Source organism: Brucella rhizosphaerae (assembly GCF_002252475.1).
Classification (GTDB): domain Bacteria; phylum Pseudomonadota; class Alphaproteobacteria; order Rhizobiales; family Rhizobiaceae; genus Brucella; species Brucella rhizosphaerae.
The window spans coordinates 430,914-454,923 of record NZ_NNRK01000034.1; the positions used below are offsets into that span (position 1 = coordinate 430,914).

Sequence of the window (24,010 nt, forward strand, 5' to 3'; positions counted from 1 at the left end):
AAAACGCGTGACGGAACAGGTGGCTCCCCCGATTATTGAACTTGAGAACGTTCATCTGACCCTTGGACATGCGGCATCATCGGTGCATGTGCTCAAGGGCGTTTCACTTTCCATCGCGCAAGGACGGTCAGTTGGCATCGTCGGTCCATCGGGTTCGGGCAAGTCTACACTTTTGATGGTTCTGGCGGGTCTCGAACATGTCGATAACGGAAGTGTGAAGATTGCGGGCGAAACAATCAGCAAGATGACTGAGGATCAGGCCGCAGCCTTTCGCGGTGCCAATATCGGGATCGTGTTCCAGTCCTTCCACCTCATTCCCAACATGACTGCGCTGGAAAATGTTGCCGTGCCTCTGGAACTTGCCGGGCGCAAGGATGCATTTGAAGTGGCCGAACGAGAGCTGATCGCTGTCGGCCTTGGTGAACGTCTCACGCATTACCCTTCAGAACTTTCGGGCGGTGAGCAGCAACGCGTGGCGATAGCTCGTGCGCTTGCGCCGTCGCCGAAAATTCTGATTGCAGATGAACCGACGGGTAATCTTGATACGGCCACAGGGCGTCAGATTACCGATCTCCTTTTTTCCAAGCAGCGTGAAAACGGACTGACCATGGTTCTGGTCACACATGACCCCTCTCTGGCCGCACGCTGTGATCATGAAATTCCGGTGCGCTCAGGACGTATTGAGGTGTCTGCTGCTGATGCCGTGATCCTCGAAAAGGCGGCGGCTGGCGCATGAGTTTTACGAAGTCCTTTTCTCTCGCGCTGCGTTTTGCCTTACGTGAAATGCGCGGTGGCTTGTCCGGGTTCTATATTTTCCTCGCCTGTATCGCGTTGGGTGTGGCAGCCATTGGTGGTGTGAACTCCGTTGCGCGTTCAGTGAGCACCGGCATCGCATCGGAAGGCCAGAGCATTCTCGGCGGCGATCTCAGTTTTTCTCTCAATCAACGTGAGGCCAGCACTGAAGAGCGTGCCTTTATCGAGCAGCAGGGCCGTTTTGCTGAAAGCGCCACCATGCGCTCTATGGCGCGCATACCCGACGGCACCGATCAGTCGCTGGTTGAGGTAAAGGCGGTGGATGCCGCCTATCCGCTTTACGGTGAGCTGAAAGTGCAGCCTCAGCAGTCACTTGCAGATATGACCAAACAGCTGGATGGCGTTTATGGCGCTGCTGTCAGTCAGGATTTTCTCAATCGCATGGGCCTGTCGCTGGGTGCGAAAGTACTGCTTGGCTCCGAAACATTTGAACTGCGCGCGTTGATTGAAAGCGAACCCGATCTCCTGTCGTCGGGTTTTAATTTCGCGCCGCGTTTTCTGGTGTCATTAGATGGCTTACGCGCTTCGGGGCTTATCCAGCCCGGAAGCCTTGTCGATCATATCTACAAGGTTGCATTGCCAGATGGTGCGACGGATGCCGCAATCACGCAATTGCGTGAGAGGGCGGGTACCGATTTCCCGGATGCAGGCTGGAATATACGTTCGCGTGCCAATGCTGCGCCGTCATTGAGCGCCAATATCGAACGCTTCTCGCAGTTCCTGACACTGGTGGGGCTGACCGCCCTGATAGTGGGTGGCGTCGGCGTGGCCAATGCCGTTCGCGCTTATCTCGACGGCAAACGTGGTGTGATTGCGACCTTCAAATCATTGGGTGCGCCTGCGCGTTTTGCCGTGCTGGTCTATCTGGTGCAGATCATGGTGATCGGCGTCATAGGCATTGCTATCGGATTGATTCTGGCAGCGATCATGCCTTTTGCGGCTGCAGCAGCGCTCGCCAATTATCTCCCCGTTGCAGGGGGCGGTGGTTTCTTCCCGGATGCGCTTGCACTCGCCGCAGTCTTCGGTCTGATCACAACGCTGGCCTTTGCAATTATACCTTTGGGCCGCGCCCGTAATATTCCGGCTACGGCACTTTTTCGCGAACAGGGCTTTGAGCAACGCGGCTTGCCGCCATTCCTTTATCTGAGCCTTGCTGTCGTGCTGATTGCGGCCCTTGCAGGGCTGGCACTTTACGTCGCCTATGACCGACGGATTGCGGCTATCTTCATCGTGTCATCAATTGCGGCCTTTGGCGTGTTGCGGTTGGTCGCAGATGGCATTCGCTGGCTCGCCCGCCGTGCGCCGCGTGTAAGTTCAACTGCCGTTCGTCTCGCTGTCGGCAATATTCACCGTCCCGGCGCGTTGACGCCGTCGGTGGTTTTGTCGCTCGGCCTCGGTCTTACGCTGATGGTGGCGATTGCTCTGATTGACGGTAATCTGCGTCGTCAGGTTACTGAGAATATTCCTGCACAGGCACCGGATTTCTTCTTTGTCGATATTCAGAATAAGGATATCGGTGACTTCACTAAGCTGGTCAGTGGAATTGTGCCGGACGGCAAACTGACCTCGGGTCCCATGTTGCGCGGACGTATCGTGGCCTTTAACGGCACCAATGTGCGCGACATGACCATTCCGCCGGAAGCTGCATGGGTGTTGCGGGGCGACCGCGGCATTACCTTTGCTGACAAGGTGCCCGAAAATTCGACCCTTACGGAAGGCGAATGGTGGCCAACAGACTATAGCGGCGAACCGTTGGTGTCCTTTGCTGAACGCGAGGGGAAGGAGCTTGGCTTGAAGCTTGGTGACACCGTCACGGTTAATGTGCTTGGGCGTAACATCAATGCCAGGATCGCAAGTTTCCGACAGTTACAGTGGGAAACTCTGGCGATGAATTTCGTCATGGTGTTTTCACCCAATACCTTCGCCGGAGCGCCTGCCACATGGCTTGCCACATTGACCATTCCTGATGGTCAGAAGAATCTTGCGCCTGATGTGCTGCGACAGGTCACGAAAACCTGGCCGGCAGTCACCACCGTCAGCGTGACGGATGCGCTTGATGTCGCCAATGATCTGATCAGTCAGCTCGCAACTGCAATCCGCGCAGCTGCATCCATAGCACTTGCGGCTTCTATTCTCGTGCTTGGCGGGGCTTTGGCGGCAGGCAATCGCGCACGCGTTCATGATGCAGTTGTGCTTAAAACGCTGGGTGCCACGCGCGGTACGCTGATTGCAGCCTATATCGTTGAATATATGCTGCTTGGGCTCGCGACTGCAATTTTTGCGCTGGTCGCTGGAAGCGCTGCCGGTTGGTATGTGGTGGTGGAAGTGATGAAGCTCAAAGCGCAATTCCTGCCGGATGTGGCTCTGATGACAGTCGCGGTTGCGCTGGTCCTCACCGTTGGTTTCGGCCTTGCTGGAACATGGCGGGTGTTGGGTCAGAAGCCCGCAACCGTGTTGCGCACCATATGAACCATTTGTAATGTTGAGGCCATAAATGGGCTAAATCCCGGCTAAATGATTGGATAGCATGGAGAATGCGTTTCAGTTCTCAAGCTGCCTTATCACGATTTTTTACAGGTAGTACTTGTACGTAAGCTCTGAAATGCCCATAATAAACGCAGGCATGCTGGGGTCCCGCCAGCGGCGCCTGGGAGCGGCTCGAAATGAGCCAAGCCCCGACACCGGACGGGACAAGGCAAGAGGATTTAAGTCATGGCTGACTTTCGCAATATTCAGGCGCAGCAGAGGCCGGTAGGCGGCGCTCGCGCTGATGCAAGCATTGATCAGGGGCTGCGCAGCTACATGCTGGGCGTCTACAACATGATGGCTATCGGCTTGGCTGTTACCGGCCTTGCTGCATTCGCCGTCGCGTCTCTGGCAGTTACCACTGACCCGTCTGCTGCTGTTGCGCAGATGGCAAACGGTAAGATGCTTACTGCACTTGGTGCAGCACTTTACACATCTCCGCTGCGCTGGGTGGTCATGCTTGCACCACTCGCAGCAGTATTTTTCCTGAGCTTCCGTATCGAGCGTCTGTCGGTTTCGACCGCTAACGCCGTATTCTGGGGCTATGCAGCTCTCGTTGGTCTGTCGCTGTCGTCGATTTTTCTGGTCTATACCGGACAGAGCGTCGTGCGCACATTCTTCGTAACGGCTGCTTCCTTCGGCGCGCTGTCGCTGTACGGTTACACGACCAAGCGTGACCTGTCGGCAATGGGCTCGTTCCTGATGATGGGTCTGTTCGGCCTGATCATCGCCTCCGTCGTCAACATCTTCCTTGGCTCCACCGCGCTGCAGTTTGCAATCTCGGTGATCGGCGTTCTGATCTTCGCAGGTCTTACCGCCTACGACACGCAGTCGATCAAGGAAATGTACTACGAAGGTGATGCTTCGGACACGCAGGGCCGCAAGATCGTAATGGGCGCGCTGCGTCTCTACCTCGACTTCATCAACATGTTCATGTTCCTGCTGCAGTTCATGGGTAACCGCGACTAATCAGTCTGGAATTGAATTAAGCGAAAGGGCAGCGGAAACGCTGCCCTTTTTGCTTTTCAATCAAGTGTCTTCGAGGCATGTTGGTTAGAGCGCCGTGCGACCAAACCGTCGAAACTATGCGGTAGCTAATCTGAAACCAACTCTTGTCCCCCAAGTGCCCCTTAAAGCCATGCCCCATATTCGCGATTTTCAGCCCACTGATATTGATGCCATTACCGCAATCTATACCGAGGCGGTCCTGAATGGTTCTGGTTCTTATGAAATTGAGCCACCCGCCATTGAAGAGATGAAAGGTCGCTTCGACGCGTTTGTCGAACAGGGCTTTCCAATTCTTGTCGCGGAAGAGAATGGGGTGGTGCTGGGCTATGCCTATATCAGTTACTTCCGCACCCGGCCTGCTTATCGCTGGCTTGCGGAAGACTCGATCTACATCGCACCGGATGCGAAGGGGAAAGGCCTCGGCAAGCTGTTACTTGGCGAACTCATCAGGCGGGCAATCGCACTGGGCTTCAGACAGCTTCTGGCAGTGATTGGTGATGGCGAGCACAATATAGGATCGGTGAAGCTGCATGAGAGCCTCGGCTTCATCCATAGCGGGCGTATTCAGGGCTCAGGCTTCAAACATGGACGCTGGCTCGATACGGTCCTTATGCAACTGCCGCTCAATGGCGGCTGCACAGTCGATCCGGGTGACGTGCCGCTTAGAGCGCTGTGCGTCATTTCGGACGCACAAAACACGCTCTAACTCATTGAATCTACGCATCGCGCTTTCCAAAAATTGATTCCGATTTTTGGGCCGATGCTCTAGCTGATCAATTATCGACCAGCTTGAGGCTTTTATCGAAGACACGAAGCACGCGCTCTAGTTCATGGCCGCGCTTCATGACGAGGCCGCTTGCAGCGATGACTGAATAAGCGCCTTGCTTTTGTGCGAGCTTGGGGTTCTTTTCCACGCGGAACAGCGGAACCTCACTGGCTCGGCGGAAAATCGAAAACACCGCTCTGTCGGCCAGATGGTCAATGGCATAGTCGCGCCAGGCACCTGTCGCGACCATACGGCCATAAATGTTCAGGATCTTGCCAAGTTCGTGTCTGTCAAAACTGATGGTAGGGGATGGCGGACGCGATTGCCCCAAGGAGACAACTTTTGGCGCCGTCGATGGATGAGAGGGCGAATGCAAAGACTTATCTTCATTCGCCGCGCTTGGTATATCCATGTTCTTCCTTTCGCCGTCAGGAGTGCCATGAGTTCATGAGTGCAAAGAGTTGATCGTAAAGGGAACAGGGGAGCACCGATCAAATCAGCTCATGACAGTAAGGTGATGCTTTTGTAAAATGATTGCAAGATCATGTGCCTCTTGCTGTCGCCTTTCGACAGGATGAGCAAAGAAACGACCCCCAATTAGTTGTATATTAGCTGTTCACGAAAAGAGAAAAGCTGTTCTCAATGGTGATCGGCAGCCACATTTTGGCCTTGTCAACTTCGCATTCCGGCCTGATTATGACGTCAGCATCACGATGTTGCCTGAGACGGTTCGGTTCGGGTATGTCCGACCCCAAGCCCCCCGCCCAAAGGACTGCCCGAGCCGAACCAACTTTCATTGGCCTAGCCACTCAGCCAGATGCGAAATTCCCACAAACTGCAAAATGAAAGCTCTCACGAAGCGCAATTGCTGCTGCTTTCGGGTGTTGAGAACGCATTCCGATGCAGGCTAAAACAGAACGTTGGGACGTGCCGCGCTTTAACGCTGCATTCTCATGCATGTCTTTCGCCCGAAACAGGTTTCCATCTTAGGGAGACCTGCCCTCAAAGCCCCAGCTGATTTTTCTGCTTGAATATAGCGGCACCAAGAATTGGTCCGAGCGCATTGTCGCTGTTGTTTTCCTGCAAAACCACCGCACAGCCTGTTACATCCTTGCGGGTCAGTTCGGAAGCAGGCAACTCGATTTTCAAAGCCTGGCCGTCCCACATGCCAATCGTGGTGGTGTCCATCACCGTATTGCGATAGGTGACCGACTGCCCGGCATTCTCACCCTTATTGATCGGAATAGTAACCGAATCGCGCAGGTAGAACGCCACGACATGGACTGGCTTCTTTGGCTTTTCACCTGCAGCGATCTCAATAGATAATCGCCCATCGTCCAGCTTCCTGATCGAAACGGGTACGCTGAGCTTACTCGCATCAATATGCTGTTTCACAACCTCGGCGTCGCCACCATTCATTTCAGATGCGCCATTGACGACCGCCTGAGGCGTATAGACCATTTTGGCGTTGAAGGAATTGCGATAGGCGTTCTGCCGGTCGGTATTGTCCTGAGACGCGAGTGTGTCGCGCCAGCCCATATAATCCCAGTAATTAACGTGGAATGACAAAGCCAGGACATTGGCATCGTCAGCATATTTTGCCAGATTCTTGTCAGCCTGCGGGCACGAAGCGCAGCCCTGACTAGTATAGAGCTCAAGAACAGATGTTCGCGTGCTGTTATCCTGAGCCTTCGCCACGCCATGCATTGACAGGCAACCGGTGAACGCCAGCCCCAAAGCAGCACAAACACCACGTAAACCGGGCACATAGTCGCCGGAAAGCCATGTATTTGTCCCATTGAAGGGGGAATGGAAGGTCACTTTGGATTCATCCTGCAATAATTGACGCTGACATCTATTATGTAGGAATTACGACGATCAATAGGAATTCACGTTGCAGTGAGATTTGCAGACAGGGTGTTTCTTTTATCTCACTACAATATGCATACCCAAATGCGATACCCCGTCTTCTGGTGGTAAATGTAGCGCGCTGGTCGCTTTGAGAAAAGGCAGATTGAGAATGAGACTGAGCTTGAGGGAAAAGGCCATCGCCATCTGCGGTGAAAAGATTGCTAAGAAGGGCGATACAGTCGGTATCTCGTTCTATGCCTTCTTTGCCAACAAAAATACGGACCCAGAGCTCCTTATGGAAGCTGCCGAATGGTGGATAAAAACCCATGAGCTCGACCATTTTGAGAAAGCCGTCAAAATCAGGGATATGATTCGTTCAGGGTTATAAGCGAAAAAAGCCGCCGGATTTCTCCGGCGGCCTTCCGATTTTTGTGACTTCGCTGATTAAGCAGCGAGGTCGCGCAGAACGGTTTGCAGGATGCCACCGTTCTTCATGTAGTCGAGCTCGTCCAGCGTATCGATGCGGCAGATGAGCGGAACCTTCTTCACTTCGCCGTCGGCATAAGTGATCGAAGCTTCGATCTTCTGGCGCGGACGCACATCCGCAAGGCCTTCGATGGTGACGATTTCGTCGCCCTTCAGACCCAGTGTCTGCCAGCTTGTGCCTTCCTCAAAGACAAAAGGCACAATGCCCATGCCAACGAGGTTGGAGCGGTGGATACGCTCGAACGACTGAGCGATCACAGCTTTTACGCCGAGCAGGTTGGTGCCCTTTGCAGCCCAGTCACGCGACGAGCCGTTGCCATATTCGACGCCCGCGAAGACGACGAGTGGAACGCCTTCTGCCTTGTACTCCATAGCCGCGTCGTAGATCGAGGTTTCTTCCTTCGACGGGTAATGGATGGTGTAGCCGCCTTCACGACCGTTTTCGCCCAGCATGTGGTTGCGAATGCGGATGTTGGCGAAGGTGCCGCGCATCATCACTTCATGGTTGCCACGACGCGTACCGTACTGATTGAAGTCGGCAATGCCGACGCCATGGTCGATGAGGTACTTGCCGGCAGGCGACTGTGCCTTGATGGAACCAGCAGGCGAGATATGGTCGGTGGTGATCTTGTCGCCGAAGAGGCCGAGGATGCGCGCACCCTTGACGTCGCCGATTTGACCAGCCGACTTGCCCATACCCACGAAGTAAGGCGGGTTCTGCACATAGGTCGAGTTGTCGTCCCATGCATAGGTCTGGCCAGCAGGAACCTGAACGGCCTGCCAGTTTTCGTCACCCTTGAACACGTCCGCATACTTCTCAGAGAAGATCTTGCGGGTAACGTTCTTGGCGATGAATTCCTGGATTTCAGCTGATGAAGGCCAGATATCGCGCAGGAATACCGGATTGCCGTCCTGATCTTCACCAAGCGGCTCCTTGGTCAGGTCTTTGGTGACCGTACCAGCAAGCGCATGAGCAACGACGAGCGGCGGCGAAGCCAGATAGTTTGCCTGAACGTCCGGCGAAACGCGACCTTCGAAGTTACGATTGCCGGAAAGAACGGCAGCCGCAATCAGGCCCTTTTCGTTGATCGTCTTGGAGATCGGAGCAGGCAATGGACCTGAGTTACCGATACAGGTCGTGCAGCCGAAACCAACGAGGTTGAAGCCGAGTGCATCGAGATCCTTCTGGAGGCCAGCGGATTCAAGATAAGCTGCGACAACCTGCGAGCCAGGAGCAAGCGAGGTCTTGACCCACGGCTTGGTCTTGAGACCCTTGGCAACTGCATTGCGCGCCAGAAGACCGGCTGCAATCAGGACGCTTGGGTTGGAGGTGTTGGTGCAGGAGGTGATTGCGGCAATTGCCACATCGCCATGACCGAGATCGAAATCTTCACCTTCAACGGCATAACGCGCAGTCTGGCCGGTGGTCTTCTTGTATTCGGTTTCAAGCGAGGTTGCGAAGCCCGATCCGATGTTTTCCAGTGCAATGCGGCCTTCAGGACGCTTTGGACCAGCCATCGACGGAACGACTTCACTCATATCCAGTTCGAGAATATCCGTGAATACCGGATCAGCGCTGTCCGCTTCCCGCCACATGCCCTGTGCACGCGAATAAGCTTCAACAAGCGCGATGCGGTCTTCTTCGCGACCGGTCGTATTCATGTAGTTCAGCGTTTCTTTGTCGATCGGGAAGAAACCACATGTCGCGCCATATTCAGGGCCCATGTTCGCAATGGTTGCGCGATCGGCAAGGGTCATATTGTCGAGACCCGGACCAAAGAACTCAACGAACTTACCAACCACGCCTTTTTTGCGCAGCATCTGGGTGACAGTGAGCACGAGATCGGTGGCGGTGACGCCTTCCTTAACCTTGCCGGTCAGGCGGAAGCCGATAACTTCCGGCAGCAGCATGGAAACAGGCTGACCCAGCATCGAAGCTTCCGCTTCAATACCACCAACACCCCAGCCAAGAACGCCAAGGCCGTTGACCATGGTTGTGTGGCTGTCTGTGCCGACGCATGTGTCAGGATAAGCGACGGTCACGCCGTCTTCTTCCTTGGTCCATACAGCCTGCGCCAGATATTCGAGGTTCACCTGATGGCAGATGCCTGTGCCCGGAGGAACAACGCGGAAGTTCTTGAACGCCTGCTGGCCCCATTTCAGGAAGCGGTAGCGTTCGCCATTGCGCTGGTATTCGAGATCCACATTGGCCTTGAACGCCTGCGGATTACCAAATTCATCGACAATGACTGAGTGGTCGATGACGAGGTCAACCGGAACCAGCGGGTTGATTTTTTCCGGATCGCCGCCGAGGTTCTTAAGGCCGTCGCGCATTGCCGCCAGATCAACAACGGCTGGAACGCCGGTGAAGTCCTGCATGAGTACGCGTGCCGGGCGGTAAGCGATTTCAGCGCCTGCCGAACCGCGATCATTCAGCCACTTGGCAACGGCTTCGATGTCCGACTTCTTGACAGAGCGGTCATCTTCGAAGCGGAGCAGGTTCTCGAGCAGAACCTTCATGGAGAACGGGAGCTTGGAGATGCCTTCGAGGCCGTTCTTTTCGGCTTCGGTCAGGCTGTAATAAACATACTCCTTACCGGCGACGGTAAGGGTTTTGCGGCATTTAAAGCTGTCAATGTGTGACACTTCGTTCGTCCTTCATGCTACTGGCCGGAAAACCAGGACGAACGCCTCCGCTGCGTTTCAAGGACGCGCTAAAGGTGCGGGTGCAGTCATTTCCGCTGTCCGTCCCGAAACCTGTGCTCCTACAAGCGCCAAGTCTTTGAGATCGGCCAAAATTCGTTTCCACACCGACCGCTGGCATGGTAGCCCTCATATAGAGAGTTTCCTAAAACGATTCCAGACAGAATATCGTGAATTTGCTCCCTTGCGGCGAAATGTTGCGATACCCGTGTTCAGCCCCTGCCGGACGCGCCTATTGCATAATTTCTTAAACTTGAATCAGTTTAAGATAAAACTATGCAGCAAGTTTAACTGTTAGAGCGACCTTTTGTGCGCCTTGCAGAGCGCCCGGCGCTCTAAGGAGAGAAAATGCGGCTTGAGGCCGAAAATCTGGCGGGCGAGCGCGGTGGCGAGACGATCTTCTCTGCCCTTTCCTTCGAATTGTCTTCGGGCGAAGCACTTGTGGTCACAGGTCCCAATGGCTCCGGTAAATCAACCTTGCTGCGAATCATATGCGGTCTTCTTGCGCTGGAAGAAGGTGAAATCTCGCTTTCTGATGAAGGCACCTCGCTTCCCGTTCGTGCGGCGTGTCACTATCTCGGCCATCAGAATGCAATGAAACCTGCCTTGAGCGTGCGCGAGAATCTGTTGTTCTGGCAAAAGTTCAATGGCGAGCCACGCCTCGATATTGATGAAGCCCTGGAAGCGGTTGATTTGCCCGGCGTCGAGCATCTGCCTTTCGGCTATCTTTCCACAGGACAGAAGCGCCGCGTTTCAATTGCCAAGCTGCTGGTCAGTCATCGCCCGTTGTGGATTGTCGACGAGCCGACTGCTGGTTTGGATAAAGCATCCGAGGCCCGTTTTGCCGGGCTTATGCGCAACCATATGCAAGAAGGTGGGCTGGTTATTGCCGCTACGCATATTCCACTGGGGTTAGAAGCAGTTTCAGAAGCTGGTTTCCCGTCCGAAACAGCGTTGGCAAGAAATATTGGCGTCAAGTCGCTCGATATGGCCAGCTATTCGCTTGAGGCTGTGTGATGCTGGCGCTTTTTATCCGAGATATGCGCCTGAGTTTTCGCGCCGGTGGTGGCGCGCTGATTGGGATTTTGTTCTTTCTCGCTGTGATCTCGGTAATGCCGTTTGGCGTCGGCCCTGATCTCAATCTTCTGTCGCGTATCGGCCCGGCCATGCTGTGGATCGGTGCATTGCTGGCAACGCTTCTCGGGTTGGACCGGCTGTTTCAGGCCGACCGCGAGGATGGCTCGCTTGATCTGCTGTTGATCGGCGCTGATCGGCATATGCTGGCTTTTACCGTCTTTGTGAAATGTCTGGCCCATTGGGTGGCAAGTGTGTTGCCGCTGGTGATTGCTTCGCCAATGCTTGGGCTGTTCATGAATATGGATGCAACGGCGACAGCTGCGACTGCACTGACACTTCTGGTCGGCACTCCTGCAATTGCCTTTATCGGGGCAGTGGGTGCAGCATTGGCTGTAGCCTTGCCGCGTGGCGGCCTGCTTGTTTCGGTGATTGTGCTGCCACTGACTATTCCGGTGCTGATTTTCGGCGTGTCTGCGTCTTATGGGGCGACAGATGCCGTGGCTCCTTTTTTTGCACCGTTCCTTATTCTGTGTGCGCTCACTTTGTTTTTCGCGGTTCTGGGGCCATTGGCAGCTGCGGCTTCATTAAAAAGTTCGGCGGACTAAAGCCTTTCCAGCAAAAGTGTGAAGCGGTTTTGCGTAGGATAATGCTCAAAAATATTGTGATCCCGAAAAGCGGGAGCCGGTTTTCCAAACTTATAATGTTTGGCGGATTGACGCAGTTGATTACGGTCAATTGAACGGCATACGGGGGGAGGTTAAGTATAGCGCATGACGAAAGACATCGCGAAAACCACAAGCTGGCTTGATCTGGCAAATCCCACACGCTTCCTGGCCTTTACGGGCAAGGTCTTGCCATGGCTTGGGCTTCTGTCTGCCCTGTTTCTAGCCGTCGGGCTATATATGGTTTTCCTGTCGCCAGAGGATTACCAGCAGGGCATTACAGTCCGTATCATGTATATCCATGTGCCTTTCGCATGGCTTTCCATGATGTGTTACACGATCATGGCTATCTCCGCGCTAGGCACCCTCGTCTGGCGTCATCCACTGGCGGATGTTTCCATCCGCGCTGCGGCCCCGTTAGGCGCGATGTTTACGGCTTTGGCGCTGGCCACCGGTTCGCTCTGGGGTAAACCCATGTGGGGAACGTGGTGGGTGTGGGATGCGCGGCTGACTTCCGTTTTCGTGCTGTTTCTTATGTATCTCGGCATTATCGCCTTGTCGCGCGCCATGGACGATCCAACCAAGAGCGCCAGGTCTGTCGCGGTTCTGACGCTGGTCGGTTTCATCAATATTCCAATCATCAAATTCTCGGTCGACTGGTGGAATACGCTGCATCAGCCAGCTTCTGTCTTCCGTATGGACGGCCCGACCATTGACGGCTCCATGCTGCGCCCGCTTTTCGTGATGGCCATTGGCTTCACGCTGCTGTTCCTCACATTGCACATGATGGCGATGCGCAATGAAATCTGGCGCCGTCGCGTGGCCATGATGAAAAAGCTCGCAGCCCGCAATGCCGACCGCAGCCGTATGAAAAAAGAACGTACTGAAACCCAAGGGGAGGCAGTGCAATGAGCCACATGGCTTTTGTTGTAACGTCCTATGGCATCGCAACGGTGACTCTTGCCGTCACCATTGGCTGGATATTGATCGATCAGCGTATCCTGAAGAATGAGCTGAAACGGCTTGAGGCGCAGGGCGTGCGCCGTCGTTCCGCAAAAGGTTCAGCGCAATGACCGAGACGGTGCAGAAAACCGATGCGGCCAAAAAATCCCGTACATGGGTGGCGCTGCTGCCGCTGCTGATCTTTGTCGGACTGGCTGCGATTTTTGCCTTTCAGCTTCTGTCCGGCAAGGACAGCTCGACCATCCCGTCGGCGTTGATCGGCAAGCAGGCGCCGCAAACAAATCTGCCTGCCGTTGAAGGTTTGACACGCGATGGCGCGCTGGTGCCGGGCCTCAACAGCGAAGATTTTATCGGCAAGCTCACACTGGTCAATGTCTGGGGATCATGGTGCGTGCCTTGCCGTCAGGAACATCCGTTGCTGATGGAAATCGCCAAGGATGAACGCATCCGCGTTGTAGGCCTTAATTATAAGGACCAGCCGGAAAACGCGCGCCGCTTTCTGGGCGATCTCGGCAATCCGTTTGCAGCTGTCGGAGCCGACCGTGCCGGACGCTCAGCCATTGAATGGGGCGTCTACGGCGTGCCGGAAACTTTTCTCGTCGGCCCTGACGGCAAAATTGTCTACAAGCATGTTGGGCCGTTTACGCCGGAGTCAGTGAAGAACGATCTGATGCCTGCGGTGGCGAAGGTGCTTCAATAACAATAGTCTTTCTAAAATGAAAAAGCCCCGCATGTGCGGGGCTTTTGCTTGTCTTCTGTGCCTATCAATCCGGCAGCTTACGTACCGCACCTTTGGCAGCACTGGTTGCCATGGAAGCATAGGCTTTCAGCGCGGTCGAAACCTTGCGCTTGCGTTCTTCCAGCGGCTTCCAGCCACTTGCTTCCTGCTCGGCGCGGCGTTCTGCCAGCGTTGAATCATCAACTGCCAGATGGATCTTGCGGTTCGGGATATCGATATCGATGATATCGCCTTCACGTACCAGACCGATCGTGCCGCCTTCGGCTGCTTCCGGCGAAACGTGACCAATCGAAAGGCCCGAAGAGCCCCCCGAGAAACGTCCGTCAGTGATCAGCGCGCAAGCCTTACCCAGGCCCTTCGACTTCAGATAGCTGGTCGGGTAGAGCATTTCCTGCATGCCGGGACCGCCGCGCGGGCCTTCATAGCGGATCAGCACAATGTCGCCAGCCTTGATCTTGCCGTTCAGAATTGCAAGGACGGACGTGTCCTGGCTTTCAAAGATGCGCGCAGGACCGGAGAATTTCAGGATGGAATCGTCCACACCTGCCGTTTTCACGATGCAGCCGTCTTCGGCCAGATTTCCGTAAAGCACGGCCAGACCACCATCCTGACTGAAAGCGTGTTCCTTGGAACGGATAACGCCTGTTTCGCGGTCGGCATCGACGCTGTCAAAGCGGCGATCCTGTGAGAAGGCGACCTGTGTCGGCACACCACCCGGAGCTGCCGAATAGAACTTGTGCACCATTTCGCTCTTTGTGCGCGTGACGTCCCAATGGTCGAGTGCCTTGGCCATGGTCTCGCTGTGCACGGTCGGCAGTGCTGTATTGATGAGGCCCGCTTTATCGAGCTGACCCAGAATACCCATGATGCCGCCAGCGCGATGCACGTCTTCCATGTGAACCGTGTTGTTGGCAGGAGCGACCTTGCAGAGTACGGGTACGCGGCGCGACAGACGGTCGATATCGGCCATGGTAAAGTCGATTTCGGCTTCCTGTGCCGCCGCCAGCAGATGCAGAACCGTATTGGTTGAGCCGCCCATGGCGATGTCGAGCGTCATGGCGTTTTCAAAGGCCGGGAAGCTTGCAATCGAACGTGGCAGCACGTTTTCATCGTCCTGCTCGTAATAACGGCGAGCGAGATCGACGATCAGATGACCGGCTTCCACAAACAGGCGCTTGCGGTCGGCGTGGGTTGCGAGCGTCGAACCATTGCCCGGCAGCGACAGACCAAGCGCTTCGGTGAGGCAGTTCATCGAATTGGCGGTGAACATGCCTGAGCACGAGCCACAGGTCGGGCAGGCAGAGCGCTCGATCTGTTTGACCTGATCGTCTGTGTAGCTGTCATCAGCAGCAGCAACCATCGCATCCACGAGGTCGAGCTTCTTGACCTTGTCGTCCCAGACGACTTTGCCGGCTTCCATAGGACCACCGGAAACGAACACGACTGGAATATTGAGGCGGAGTGCCGCCATCAACATGCCGGGAGTGATCTTGTCACAGTTGGAAATGCAAACCATCGCATCAGCGCAATGGGCATTGACCATATATTCGACGGAGTCGGAGATCAGTTCGCGCGATGGCAGTGAATAGAGCATGCCGTCATGTCCCATCGCGATGCCATCATCGACCGCAATGGTGTTAAATTCCTTGGCAACGCCGCCAGCCGCTTCGATTTCACGCGCGACGAGCTGGCCAAGATCTTTCAGATGCACATGGCCCGGCACGAACTGGGTGAACGAGTTCACCACAGCAATAATTGGCTTGCCAAAATCCTCATCCTTCATGCCGGTGGCGCGCCATAGGCCGCGCGCGCCAGCCATATTGCGGCCGTGGGTGGTAGTACGCGAACGATAAGGAGGCATTTTCAAACCTTTTAGGATTATTTCAGAACGAATTACGCCCTTTAAATAGGGTCGAAATGCGCTCTATTCCATTTTATTAACGTACATCTTTTCGGGATGCACTAATCTGTGATGTCGGTATGACAGAACCATTACCGCAGAGCAAAGCGCAAATTGCCCCAGCGTTTGCACTGGTCGCGATCTTTAAAGAACGTTGCGTTCAGCGGAAAAGTTCAGGCGTGCAATAGCAATTACAGGCACCGACACGGCTAATCTAGCATAATATTGATATAATGCAAAAGATTTTACTCCTCAAACGCAATGAAATTTCTTTGAACGGCGTTTTATTGCGAAAACAACAGGCTCTAGATTGCAGCCATTACCATCGCGCTATCGAGAAGGGCATTGGCTGTTTTCATACGCTGTTCGGCAGCCAGACGAAACTCTTGTGGCAACCGGTCGGGGTGATTTTGCGCGGCGAACCGTCGGCGCAGGCGTTGAAGTTCCGCCCGTTTCATGTCGGGCCGCAGATTGAGTTCACTGCGAATGGATGCTGGCGACTGGCTTTCCATGCGCTTTGCCAGTTCGCGCATTTCGCGATCAAGCTTGTCCTCAGCGTTGTCAACATCTTGAAGATCGAACTGAGGAACAGTTCTTTCTGTCGGGTAAGACCCGTTTGAAACAGGATTGAACCCGGCAGAAAACACTGCAGACGCCAGATTAACAGCAGGGCGCCGCGCATTCTCATCGCTGTCGCGCTCCGCTTCAGCCTCTTTCAGCACAGTTGCAAAATCGGGGAAGCTGTGACGCATCAGGCGCGTTGAACCATGTTGGGCGAAAGTGCCGAAGCCAGTGCTCGTGTCAGCACATAGGGTGGGACAGGCTTCTGAAACACCGGCATTTCCGGATAGCGGGCTGCAAGATGTGCAGGCAACCCTCCGCCCGTGTGAATGACGACGAAGACATTCCGGCTCTTCAGCCTGTCAAGAATGGGTTCCAGGTTACCATCAGCCAGATTGACATCGAGAATGGCTGCATCGATATCCTGTTTGTTTATAATATCTATGGCCTGCCTTACGGTGCCAACGGGGCCGACAACAGTTCCGTTGGCATCTTCTACAGTGGCAGCCACGTCGAGGGCGACGAAAATTTCGTCCTCCACGACCAGTACTCGCCTATGTTCAAGATTATCCATCTTCTTTCCAGTGTCGCTATCGATTTAGTCTTTCGTGGGGCCCATTCGTTCGGGCTATCACGGAGTCAATGCGCAAGGACACAGGGAGTTCCCTGAGAGATCAGGATAATAGTTTAATGGTGAATCAAATCTTTACTGCGCCGCTATTCGTAATGTCGAGGCGAGGGGGATTGAATAAGCAAGCTTCATAAACTTGCTGTCGGCATTCAGATTCCGACATTTGCTCAGCGCCTGTAGCAGGCGGATACAAATGTCGGAGCCAGACACCAGCGCATTTCAGATTAAGTTGAATCGGTAGAAATACTCTATCTTTTTGTTTTTACGCACAATTTTTCCGAGAGCTGGTTGTCAGCTTTCGGGATGTGCTCTAGAACGCGGTAAATGTTAGGGTTGTGAGCGAACGCACGATGTTCGGAATATTCAGCACATTCTCGTTGATGAATTTGCCAATATCTTCACCTTCGGCAACATAGATTTTGGCAAGAAGGTCATATTCGCCGCTGGTCGAATAGAGCTCAGACACGATTTCACGCTGAAAGAGCGTGTCGGCAACCTCATAAGTCTTGCCAGGTGTGCATTGCAGTTGCAGGAAAACGGGCTTCATAACTCTTCCTTTCGCGGCAAACTGCTGATTGGCCGTCTAACTGGCCATAAGGTTAGCTTGCCGATTGCATTTGCAGGTTTCAAGCACGGGCGGATATGGGAAATCAAGAGTGTTTTATACGAACAGTCTGCGTTTCTAGGGCCAATCTAATTTACCGAATTGTGTTTTTAATTAAGGAAGGCGATAAGACTCACTGACAGTTGAAATAAGATAATAATTATATGCTCTATGTACTACCTGCCGTTCTGCTCCTGTTTTCACTGGCCTTTGTCATTGTCTGGGCAGTAGATAAACTGCGCCTCTATCTCCTGTGGTGCGCCTTGTGCTTTCTCTGCATTGGCTTGGCCATGCTTTCTCAGCTTGTCGATATACCAGCTGATGACGGACAGAACACAATGCTGACGACCGTAATCTATGTGGCTGGCACGTTGGCAGGCGGGCAGGGGATTCTGCGGCGATCGGGACTGAGTTTACCGCTATGGTTCTGCGTGGCAAGTCTTGCGCTCGTCCTCGGCGGCGTCATCTATTTCATCTATCCGCATCCAAGCCTGCTTGGCCGGGTCTATGTTCTCAATCTCGGGCTTGCATGCATGATTCTGGCCATTGTCTGGTATCTGCGCAGCCTGGTTTATGGCTCCCCTGCCGATAAGCTCATTCTGGGTATGTTGGTTCTGGTAGCTGTGCAATTTTTCCCGCGCACATTGCTGACTGCACATTCCATAGTCAGTGAGGGAACGCCGGTTGATTTTGCCTTCACACCTTTCTGGCAGTGGACGGTTTTCTCAACAGCCGTGGCAGCCGTTATCGCCGGGCTTGTGCTTTTTGCTGCCGCAGGCGCCGATCGCTTCAATGAACTCGTCCACGAGCGCGATAGCGACCCCCTCACCGGACTTCTTAACCGCCGTGGGTTGGAAACCCGCATGCTGGCTAAGGGACGCGGCAATATTTCCGGTTGGATCGTGGCCTGTGACATCGATTATTTCAAAACGATCAATGATGTTTATGGGCACGCGACGGGTGACGCGGTTTTGAAAGAGTTTACAGATGTTCTTCAGGCGCATTTAAGGAGCCGTGATTTAACGGCACGGACCGGCGGCGAGGAGTTTATCCTCTATCTCGATGATCTGCCGTCTGACGCAGCTTTCGCGTTGGTCGAAACGATCCGGCAAAACGTTAAAGCCCACGAATTTTCGCGCCTTTCAAATGGTGCAAAGGTTACATGCAGCTTTGGTGTTGTCCGGCTCCGCCATAAGGATGACCTCTGGCAAGCGGTGGAGCGTGCCGACAAGGTTCTTTATGCCGCGAAAGAGGCGGGCCGTGACCGGACTTTGTTTGAAGAGAATGTTTCCTGATCGTGTCTGGCGTTCTTGTGGGGATGAAGGGCTGTAAAATTCACGTGATGGTCGACAAGCTGACGCAAAGAGTGTGTTACTAAGCCTCTTTCATAAATCTCTTGCGAAGTGAGTTATCCGAAATCCCATGAAATTTTTCTCTGCTCTGATCCCGAATTCTGCCATCGCTCGCCTTTTGTCTTTCGTCACCGTGTCTTTCGGGGCCATGTCTGTCGTCGTCTCTTTGAGCGCACCGTCCATGGCTATGACGGCGCTCGAAAAGGCGCAGCTTGAAAAGCTTGATCCTGCAACGCGTCTTGAACAGCGCTGCGATGTCGAGGCGATGGAACGGATCAGCCGGGATGAGAGAAAGTTTTCGGTCGATAAGGTGCTAGCCTATGCTTTTTCCGATCCTGTAGCTGGAAATAACAGCATTCAGGCTGACGGTGCTGCTTTCCGCAGTCGTGAGCATTGGTATAAACTCGCTTTTGTCTGCAAGACAGACAATGAGCACATCAATGTCGTATCATTCGACTACGATATTGGCGATGAAGTTCCGCAGGATCAGTGGGACAAGCACTATCTCGTCCCCTGATTGGCAGGATCGTTACTGATCACTGTCGTCGGCGCGACAGGAAGACAGAATTGTCACTTCTTTGGCTGAGTCGTCAGCTTCAAGGTGGCTCAGGACGGCTTGTCCGTCTTTCTCAGACCAGCGATAGCTGTCCTGTTCATCCATGCCGACATATTTCTTGAGAGCGTCGTGCCATTGTAACGCAACCATCTTGCCTTCAGCATCCAGCACGGCGAAAGCTGGTTCTTCGCCTGCATGAATGTAGGTAACCGGCACGACAACTCCGCGTTCGCAGATGTAATCAGTGCGAATGATGGAGTCCCGGCTGATTGTTTGAGCCAGAACAGGGCTTGTCGTCAGAACTGTCATGACGAGCACGATACCCGCATTGAATAGATATTTTTGCATACTGATCTCTCTTTCACCCGACTGTTTGTCTGGCCTGTGGGTGCTGTTTTCACCGTTCAATATGGCGATAATTCATTTCGAAATATGAAACTGTGGCGGCCGTTTCGCGCTCTGGTAGAAAAACTCTTGGAATTTCAATTTTATACTGGAACCGAATCCATCTTCGACCGTTGTGAATCTGCTGGTCGTTAGATCGGCCGGGACCCGGACTAAATTTGCCCCCGCAATCCCAATCCGGGTCCCACCTTTTCAGGGCAGCTGCTGATTTTAGAACTGCTGCCTCTCTCATCTCAACATTGATAATTCGTACCCTTGTTCCAGTTATTGGAAAGGACGGGTAGAAATTTATTCCCCGCAATCTCTTAGGATTGCTCATAATTTCCGAACTGCTTTCAAATAAGAGAAACCTTGTGGCATCCTGTGAGCAAAGACCTCTGATACTGTTTGATGAATGAAACGCGGAGAGGTGGTCATGAACATATCGAGATTCTCATTCACGCTTGCAGCTTTTGTGGCAACAGCGTCACTGGCTGGAACTATTCAGGCAAGTCATGCGGATCAGACGCTTTTGAATGTGTCCTATGATCCGACGCGTGAGCTTTACAAGGATTACAACGCAGCCTTTGCAAAGCACTGGAAGGATCAGACCGGGGAAAATCTGACGATCCGCGTTTCCCATGGCGGGTCGGGCAAGCAGGCGCGCTCCGTCATTGACGGCGTGAAGGCCGATGTCGTTACGCTCGCGCTGGAAAGCGATATCGACGCGATTGTCGAACATTCCGGCAAGATCGACAAAGATTGGCGCAAGCGCCTCCCGGACAATTCCTCCCCCTATACCTCCACGATCGTTTTTCTCGTGCGCAAGGGTAATCCCAAGGCCATAAAAGATTGGGGCGATCTGGTTAAGGACGGTGTTGAAGTCATTACGCCAAACCCGAAAACCTCGGGTGGTGCGCGCTGGAACTATCTGGCTGCCTGGGCCTGGGCCTACAAGGAATATGGCGGCGATGAAGCCAAGATAAAGGGCTATATCGGCGAGTTGTTCCGCCATGTGCCCGTGCTTGATACCGGTGCACGCGGTTCGACAACGACCTTCGTGCAGCGCCAGCTTGGTGATGTGCTGCTGGCTTGGGAAAATGAGGCTTATCTTTCGATTGCTGAGTTCGGCGAAGATGCTTTTGACATCGTGGTGCCGCCGCAGTCCATCCTCGCTGAACCACCCGTTGCGCTGGTCGACAAGAATGCCGACGAAAACGGAACGCGTAAGGTGGCCGAGGCCTATCTCGAATATCTTTATTCACCGGAAGGTCAGGCACTTGCATCCAGGCATTTCTATCGGCCATCCAAGCCAGATGTTGTGCCTGCCGACCAGAAACGCGAGTTTCCGCAATTGCAGCTCGTGACGATTGATGATCCAATCTTCGGTGGATGGGCCAAGGCGCAGCCTTATCACTTCGGTGACGGAGGGACATTCGACCAGATCTACAAGCCTGCAAAATAATAATTCCACTGGGACGCAGTCACACGAAAGATCAATAAAAGGGAACAAATATTGATGTCTTCGCGCCCTGCATCGGTCAGATCAGGGTGGCATTTCAGAAAACCGAGTGTCATTCCGGGCTTCGGACTGACACTCGGTTTTAGTGTCACCTACTTGACCCTTCTTATTCTTATTCCGCTTGCGGCTCTTGTGCTGCGCTCAACCGATGTCGGCTTGTCGGGTTTCTGGCGCATCATCACCGATGAACGCACCATAAAAGCGCTTGAAACCAGCTTTGGCACGGCCTTCGTTGCAGCGCTTGTCAATGTTGTGTTCGGCGTGATCCTGGCATGGGTTCTGGTGCGTTATCGCTTTCCGGGGCGGCGGTTCATTGATGCTATCGTCGATATTCCTTTTGCGCTTCCTACAGCTGTTGCTGGTATCGCGCTGGCCTCGATCTATGCGCCCAATGGCTGGATTGGTAGCCTGCTGGCGCCGTTTAATATTCGGATTGCTTTTTCGCGCGCTGGTATCGTGGTGGCACTGATTTTCATCGGCCTGCCCTTCGTGGTGCGTACAGTGCAGCCCATTATGGAAGAAATCAGCCGCGAGGTTGAGGAAGCTGCCGCAACCCTTGGCGCGTCACGTTTCCAGACAATCTGGCGGGTGCTTCTGCCAAGTTTGCAGCCTGCGATTCTCACAGGCTTTGCGCTCGCTTTCGCACGCGGGGTTGGCGAATATGGCTCGGTTATCTTCATTGCGGGCAATACGCCCTATGTGTCGGAAATCGCGCCCTTGCTGATCGTCATCAGGCTTGAGGAATATGATTATGCCGGGGCGACTGCGCTTGCGGCTGTGATGTTGGCGCTTTCATTTGCCATGTTGCTGTTCATCAATCTGATCCAGTCCTGGACGAGAAGGAAGTATGGCCATGGCGAATGACATGACAACTTCGATGCGCAGTGCGGTGACGGAAAGTCTGCCGACAAGAATACTCCTGATTGGCATAGCACTGGTGTTTCTGGCGCTTTTCCTCATTCTGCCGGTGGTTGCGGTCTTTGTGGAGGCTTTCCGCAAGGGGACGGAAGAGTATTTTACAGCACTCGTCGAGCCGGACGCCTGGGCGGCCATCAGGTTGACCTTGCTTGTTGCGGCAATATCCGTGCCGGTCAATCTGGTGTTTGGTGTGGCTGCGGCCTGGGCGATCGCCAAATTCGAGTTCAAAGGAAAGGCAGTTCTGACGACACTGATCGATCTGCCATTTTCGATATCGCCGGTTATTTCCGGTCTTGTTTTTGTGCTGCTGTTTGCAAGTCATGGACTACTGGGGCCATGGCTGTCGAGCCACAATATCCAGATACTCTTTGCCGTGCCCGGTATTGTGCTGGCAACGCTCTTTGTGACCTTTCCTTTTGTGGCACGCGAACTTATTCCGCTGATGCAGGAACAGGGCAGCGGCGATGAGGAAGCAGCAATTTCTTTGGGTGCAAATGGATGGCAGACCTTCCGTTATGTCACCCTGCCCAATATCAAATGGGGGCTTCTTTACGGCGTTCTGCTGTGTAACGCGCGGGCGATGGGCGAATTCGGGGCGGTTTCTGTGGTGTCTGGCCATATTCGCGGTCTTACGAACACGATGCCGTTGCACGTTGAAATCCTCTATAACGAGTATAATTTCGTCGCGGCATTCGCAGTCGCCTCACTACTGGCGTTGCTTGCACTGGTGACCCTGGCGCTAAAAGCAATCCTTGAGCTGCGTTACGGCAATGAACTGGCTGGCGGTAACGGGCATTAATAATTAGATTACATACAAGAGAATAAGCCGCCCGAGCTTTGGCTTCGCAGTTGGCGGTTGGGGAAAGGATTGGGAATGGAAGTTCGTGTCGCCGGTGTGCGTAAAGAGTTTGCTCGCTTTCCGGCATTGCATAATGTGTCGCTCGACATCCGTTCAAGCGAGTTGATTGCTCTGCTCGGACCGTCTGGCTCGGGCAAGACTACCTTGTTGCGCCTGATTGCCGGTCTGGAAAAGCCGACCGAGGGGGCTATTTATTTTGGTGAAGAGGATGCTTCGCACAAAAGTGTGCAGGAGCGTAATGTCGGTTTCGTGTTCCAGCACTATGCGCTGTTTCGCCATATGACGGTTGCCGAGAATATCGGTTTCGGTTTGAAAGTTCGCCCGGGCAACACCCGTCCAGCCAGCGCCGAGATTAAGCGCCGCGCGCTTGAATTGCTTGATCTTGTGCAGTTGAAGGGTCTCGAAGACCGCTATCCATCACAACTTTCCGGTGGTCAGCGCCAGCGCGTGGCTCTTGCCCGCGCCATGGCGATCGAGCCGAAAGTTCTGCTTCTCGATGAACCGTTCGGAGCGCTCGACGCACAGGTTCGCAAGGAGCTGCGTCGCTGGCTGCGCGAAATCCATGACAAGACGGGTCATACGACTGTGTTTGTTACTCATGATCAGGATGAAGCGCTGGAACTTGCTGATCGGGTGGTGGTGATGAGCCAGGGGCGCATCGAGCAGATTGGCACACCCGACGAAGTTTATGATACGCCCAATTCGCCGTTCGTTTATGGCTTCATTGGTGAATCCAGTACTCTGCCTGTGCGCATTGAAAAGGGTGAACTCTGGCTGGCCGACCGTAATATTGGTCTGACGGTCGATGGTGCCACGGATGGCGAAGCACGGTTGTTTTTCCGCCCGCATGATGTTGAGTTGCTCGACGGTTGCGGCGGCTGCATTGCGGGTACAGTCGTTGCAAGCCGCAGATCTGGCGGCAAACGGCGCGTGGAACTTGAAATAGGCGGTGCGCGCGAGCGTGTCGAGATCGAAATACCGGCCGAACATCCGGCTTCGGAAAAAAGCCGCATCGCTTTCCGTCCGCGCTATTGGCAGGTTTTCGGAAATGATGATGTGACCGATGCAGTTAAAAGCCCTGCGGTTCTCGCCAGGGAACATTCATAGTTTAGACCAGCCCGACGGGCAG

General features: G+C 54.0%; 24 protein-coding genes. 16 read left to right on the forward strand and 8 right to left on the reverse strand.

Translation table 11 applies throughout. The annotated features are described in order from the left end of the window. Positions 1–7: 7 nt before the first annotated feature. From CEV32_RS19150 to CEV32_RS19165, 4 genes are all read left to right on the forward strand, one after another. Positions 8–736: an ABC transporter ATP-binding protein gene (locus CEV32_RS19150; RefSeq protein WP_094578699.1), complete on the forward strand. Its 729-nt coding sequence runs from the start codon at positions 8–10 to the stop codon at positions 734–736. After that, the gene (locus CEV32_RS19155) at positions 733–3,282 is read left to right on the forward strand and encodes an ABC transporter permease (RefSeq protein WP_094578700.1); all 2,550 of its coding nucleotides are present in this window, start codon (positions 733–735) and stop codon (positions 3,280–3,282) included. The genes CEV32_RS19150 and CEV32_RS19155 overlap by 4 nt, the downstream gene beginning before the upstream one ends. Positions 3,283–3,525: 243 nt before the next feature. Then, positions 3,526–4,308 (forward strand): Bax inhibitor-1/YccA family protein, encoded by a 783-nt coding sequence (locus tag CEV32_RS19160; protein ID WP_094578701.1) that lies wholly within the window; start codon positions 3,526–3,528, stop codon positions 4,306–4,308. A gap of 169 nt (positions 4,309–4,477) precedes the next feature. Next, the gene (locus CEV32_RS19165; RefSeq protein ID WP_094578702.1) at positions 4,478–5,053 is read left to right on the forward strand and encodes a GNAT family N-acetyltransferase; all 576 of its coding nucleotides are present in this window, start codon (positions 4,478–4,480) and stop codon (positions 5,051–5,053) included. Between the two features lie 67 nt (positions 5,054–5,120). Here CEV32_RS19165 and CEV32_RS19170 read toward each other — a convergent pair whose 3' ends face one another. After that, complete coding sequence (locus tag CEV32_RS19170; protein WP_094578703.1) at positions 5,121–5,525, reverse strand: DUF2794 domain-containing protein; 405 nt, start codon at positions 5,523–5,525, stop codon at positions 5,121–5,123. 590 nt (positions 5,526–6,115) lie between these two features. Next, a complete protein-coding gene (locus tag CEV32_RS19180; RefSeq protein WP_094579171.1) occupies positions 6,116–6,850 on the reverse strand; it encodes a DUF1223 domain-containing protein in 735 nt (244 codons plus the stop codon). Between the two features lie 283 nt (positions 6,851–7,133). Here CEV32_RS19180 and CEV32_RS19185 point away from each other — a divergent pair, with 283 nt between their 5' ends. Then, on the forward strand, positions 7,134–7,352 hold the full coding sequence (locus tag CEV32_RS19185; RefSeq protein WP_094578705.1) for a DUF6500 family protein: 219 nt from the start codon (positions 7,134–7,136) through the stop codon (positions 7,350–7,352). A gap of 56 nt (positions 7,353–7,408) precedes the next feature. Here CEV32_RS19185 and acnA read toward each other — a convergent pair whose 3' ends face one another. Then, the gene (acnA, locus tag CEV32_RS19190; RefSeq protein WP_094578706.1) at positions 7,409–10,096 is read right to left on the reverse strand and encodes an aconitate hydratase AcnA; all 2,688 of its coding nucleotides are present in this window, start codon (positions 10,094–10,096) and stop codon (positions 7,409–7,411) included. Between the two features lie 405 nt (positions 10,097–10,501). On the opposite strand from acnA, the gene ccmA reads away from it, so the two are divergent. The 5 genes from ccmA (at position 10,502) to CEV32_RS19220 (ending at position 13,555) form a co-directional block, all read left to right on the forward strand. After that, positions 10,502–11,170, forward strand: a complete 669-nt coding sequence (ccmA, locus tag CEV32_RS19200; protein ID WP_094578707.1) for a heme ABC exporter ATP-binding protein CcmA — start codon at positions 10,502–10,504, stop codon at positions 11,168–11,170. Further along, positions 11,170–11,835, forward strand: coding sequence for a heme exporter protein CcmB (gene ccmB / locus CEV32_RS19205; protein ID WP_094578708.1), 666 nt, complete (start codon positions 11,170–11,172; stop codon positions 11,833–11,835). Before ccmA ends, ccmB begins: the two co-directional genes overlap by 1 nt. 165 nt (positions 11,836–12,000) lie before the next feature. Continuing rightward, positions 12,001–12,804, forward strand: a complete 804-nt coding sequence (locus CEV32_RS19210) for a heme ABC transporter permease (protein ID WP_094578709.1) — start codon at positions 12,001–12,003, stop codon at positions 12,802–12,804. Then, positions 12,801–12,965, forward strand: coding sequence for a heme exporter protein CcmD (ccmD, locus tag CEV32_RS19215; protein ID WP_094578710.1), 165 nt, complete (start codon positions 12,801–12,803; stop codon positions 12,963–12,965). The genes CEV32_RS19210 and ccmD overlap by 4 nt, the downstream gene beginning before the upstream one ends. Beyond that, entirely contained in the window at positions 12,962–13,555 is a 594-nt protein-coding gene (locus CEV32_RS19220) for a DsbE family thiol:disulfide interchange protein (protein WP_094578711.1), read from the forward strand. Before ccmD ends, CEV32_RS19220 begins: the two co-directional genes overlap by 4 nt. A 64-nt stretch (positions 13,556–13,619) precedes the next feature. On the opposite strand, the gene ilvD is transcribed toward CEV32_RS19220, so the two are convergent. The 4 genes from ilvD to CEV32_RS19240 form a co-directional block, all read right to left on the reverse strand. After that, entirely contained in the window at positions 13,620–15,455 is a 1,836-nt protein-coding gene (gene ilvD / locus CEV32_RS19225; protein ID WP_094578712.1) for a dihydroxy-acid dehydratase, read from the reverse strand. Positions 15,456–15,799: 344 nt separating this feature from the next. Beyond that, complete coding sequence (locus CEV32_RS19230) at positions 15,800–16,246, reverse strand: hypothetical protein (protein ID WP_094578713.1); 447 nt, start codon at positions 16,244–16,246, stop codon at positions 15,800–15,802. Continuing rightward, positions 16,246–16,629, reverse strand: a complete 384-nt coding sequence (locus CEV32_RS19235; RefSeq protein WP_094578714.1) for a response regulator — start codon at positions 16,627–16,629, stop codon at positions 16,246–16,248. Before CEV32_RS19235 ends, CEV32_RS19230 begins: the two co-directional genes overlap by 1 nt. A 367-nt stretch (positions 16,630–16,996) precedes the next feature. Next, positions 16,997–17,233 carry an Lrp/AsnC ligand binding domain-containing protein gene (locus CEV32_RS19240; protein WP_094578715.1) on the reverse strand — a complete coding sequence of 79 codons (237 nt, stop codon included), beginning with the start codon at positions 17,231–17,233 and terminating at the stop codon, positions 16,997–16,999. Between the two features lie 221 nt (positions 17,234–17,454). Between CEV32_RS19240 and CEV32_RS19245 the strand changes: the two genes are divergently transcribed. Both CEV32_RS19245 and CEV32_RS19250 read left to right on the forward strand, forming a co-directional pair. Continuing rightward, the gene (locus CEV32_RS19245) at positions 17,455–18,585 is read left to right on the forward strand and encodes a GGDEF domain-containing protein (protein ID WP_094578716.1); all 1,131 of its coding nucleotides are present in this window, start codon (positions 17,455–17,457) and stop codon (positions 18,583–18,585) included. 205 nt (positions 18,586–18,790) lie between these two features. Continuing rightward, complete coding sequence (locus tag CEV32_RS19250) at positions 18,791–19,159, forward strand: DUF930 domain-containing protein (RefSeq protein ID WP_094579172.1); 369 nt, start codon at positions 18,791–18,793, stop codon at positions 19,157–19,159. A 12-nt stretch (positions 19,160–19,171) separates the two neighbouring features. Here CEV32_RS19250 and CEV32_RS19255 read toward each other — a convergent pair whose 3' ends face one another. Further along, entirely contained in the window at positions 19,172–19,546 is a 375-nt protein-coding gene (locus CEV32_RS19255; RefSeq protein WP_328587928.1) for a lysozyme inhibitor, read from the reverse strand. A 472-nt stretch (positions 19,547–20,018) separates the two neighbouring features. Here CEV32_RS19255 and CEV32_RS19265 point away from each other — a divergent pair, with 472 nt between their 5' ends. The 4 genes from CEV32_RS19265 (at position 20,019) to CEV32_RS19280 (ending at position 23,988) form a co-directional block, all read left to right on the forward strand. Next, complete coding sequence (locus tag CEV32_RS19265) at positions 20,019–21,047, forward strand: sulfate ABC transporter substrate-binding protein (protein WP_094578718.1); 1,029 nt, start codon at positions 20,019–20,021, stop codon at positions 21,045–21,047. A 54-nt stretch (positions 21,048–21,101) separates the two neighbouring features. Further along, complete coding sequence (cysT, locus tag CEV32_RS19270) at positions 21,102–21,968, forward strand: sulfate ABC transporter permease subunit CysT (RefSeq protein ID WP_094578719.1); 867 nt, start codon at positions 21,102–21,104, stop codon at positions 21,966–21,968. Further along, positions 21,958–22,821 (forward strand): sulfate ABC transporter permease subunit CysW, encoded by an 864-nt coding sequence (gene cysW / locus CEV32_RS19275; RefSeq protein ID WP_094578720.1) that lies wholly within the window; start codon positions 21,958–21,960, stop codon positions 22,819–22,821. Before cysT ends, cysW begins: the two co-directional genes overlap by 11 nt. A gap of 75 nt (positions 22,822–22,896) precedes the next feature. Beyond that, entirely contained in the window at positions 22,897–23,988 is a 1,092-nt protein-coding gene (locus tag CEV32_RS19280) for a sulfate/molybdate ABC transporter ATP-binding protein (RefSeq protein ID WP_094578721.1), read from the forward strand. Positions 23,989–24,010 lie beyond the last annotated feature (22 nt).

Excerpts from the sequence above, each read along its gene's own strand:
- CEV32_RS19220 (WP_094578711.1), top strand. The coding sequence starts at position 12,962 with ATGACCGAGACGGTGCAGAAAACCGATGCGGCCAAAAAATCCCGTACA.
- CEV32_RS19250 (WP_094579172.1), top strand. The coding sequence starts at position 18,791 with ATGTCTGTCGTCGTCTCTTTGAGCGCACCGTCCATGGCTATGACGGCG.
- CEV32_RS19230 (WP_094578713.1), bottom strand. The coding sequence starts at position 16,246 with ATGCGTCACAGCTTCCCCGATTTTGCAACTGTGCTGAAAGAGGCTGAA.
- CEV32_RS19245 (WP_094578716.1), top strand. The coding sequence starts at position 17,455 with ATGCTCTATGTACTACCTGCCGTTCTGCTCCTGTTTTCACTGGCCTTT.
- ccmA (WP_094578707.1), top strand. The coding sequence starts at position 10,502 with ATGCGGCTTGAGGCCGAAAATCTGGCGGGCGAGCGCGGTGGCGAGACG.
- CEV32_RS19155 (WP_094578700.1), top strand. The coding sequence starts at position 733 with ATGAGTTTTACGAAGTCCTTTTCTCTCGCGCTGCGTTTTGCCTTACGT.
- ccmB (WP_094578708.1), top strand. The coding sequence starts at position 11,170 with ATGCTGGCGCTTTTTATCCGAGATATGCGCCTGAGTTTTCGCGCCGGT.
- CEV32_RS19165 (WP_094578702.1), top strand. The coding sequence starts at position 4,478 with ATGCCCCATATTCGCGATTTTCAGCCCACTGATATTGATGCCATTACC.
- CEV32_RS19265 (WP_094578718.1), top strand. The coding sequence starts at position 20,019 with ATGAACATATCGAGATTCTCATTCACGCTTGCAGCTTTTGTGGCAACA.
- ccmD (WP_094578710.1), top strand. The coding sequence starts at position 12,801 with ATGAGCCACATGGCTTTTGTTGTAACGTCCTATGGCATCGCAACGGTG.
- CEV32_RS19280 (WP_094578721.1), top strand. The coding sequence starts at position 22,897 with ATGGAAGTTCGTGTCGCCGGTGTGCGTAAAGAGTTTGCTCGCTTTCCG.
- cysW (WP_094578720.1), top strand. The coding sequence starts at position 21,958 with ATGGCGAATGACATGACAACTTCGATGCGCAGTGCGGTGACGGAAAGT.
- CEV32_RS19170 (WP_094578703.1), bottom strand. The coding sequence starts at position 5,525 with ATGGATATACCAAGCGCGGCGAATGAAGATAAGTCTTTGCATTCGCCC.
- CEV32_RS19210 (WP_094578709.1), top strand. The coding sequence starts at position 12,001 with ATGACGAAAGACATCGCGAAAACCACAAGCTGGCTTGATCTGGCAAAT.
- CEV32_RS19160 (WP_094578701.1), top strand. The coding sequence starts at position 3,526 with ATGGCTGACTTTCGCAATATTCAGGCGCAGCAGAGGCCGGTAGGCGGC.
- CEV32_RS19240 (WP_094578715.1), bottom strand. The coding sequence starts at position 17,233 with ATGAAGCCCGTTTTCCTGCAACTGCAATGCACACCTGGCAAGACTTAT.
- ilvD (WP_094578712.1), bottom strand. The coding sequence starts at position 15,455 with ATGCCTCCTTATCGTTCGCGTACTACCACCCACGGCCGCAATATGGCT.
- CEV32_RS19235 (WP_094578714.1), bottom strand. The coding sequence starts at position 16,629 with ATGGATAATCTTGAACATAGGCGAGTACTGGTCGTGGAGGACGAAATT.
- CEV32_RS19185 (WP_094578705.1), top strand. The coding sequence starts at position 7,134 with ATGAGACTGAGCTTGAGGGAAAAGGCCATCGCCATCTGCGGTGAAAAG.
- CEV32_RS19255 (WP_328587928.1), bottom strand. The coding sequence starts at position 19,546 with ATGCAAAAATATCTATTCAATGCGGGTATCGTGCTCGTCATGACAGTT.
- cysT (WP_094578719.1), top strand. The coding sequence starts at position 21,102 with ATGTCTTCGCGCCCTGCATCGGTCAGATCAGGGTGGCATTTCAGAAAA.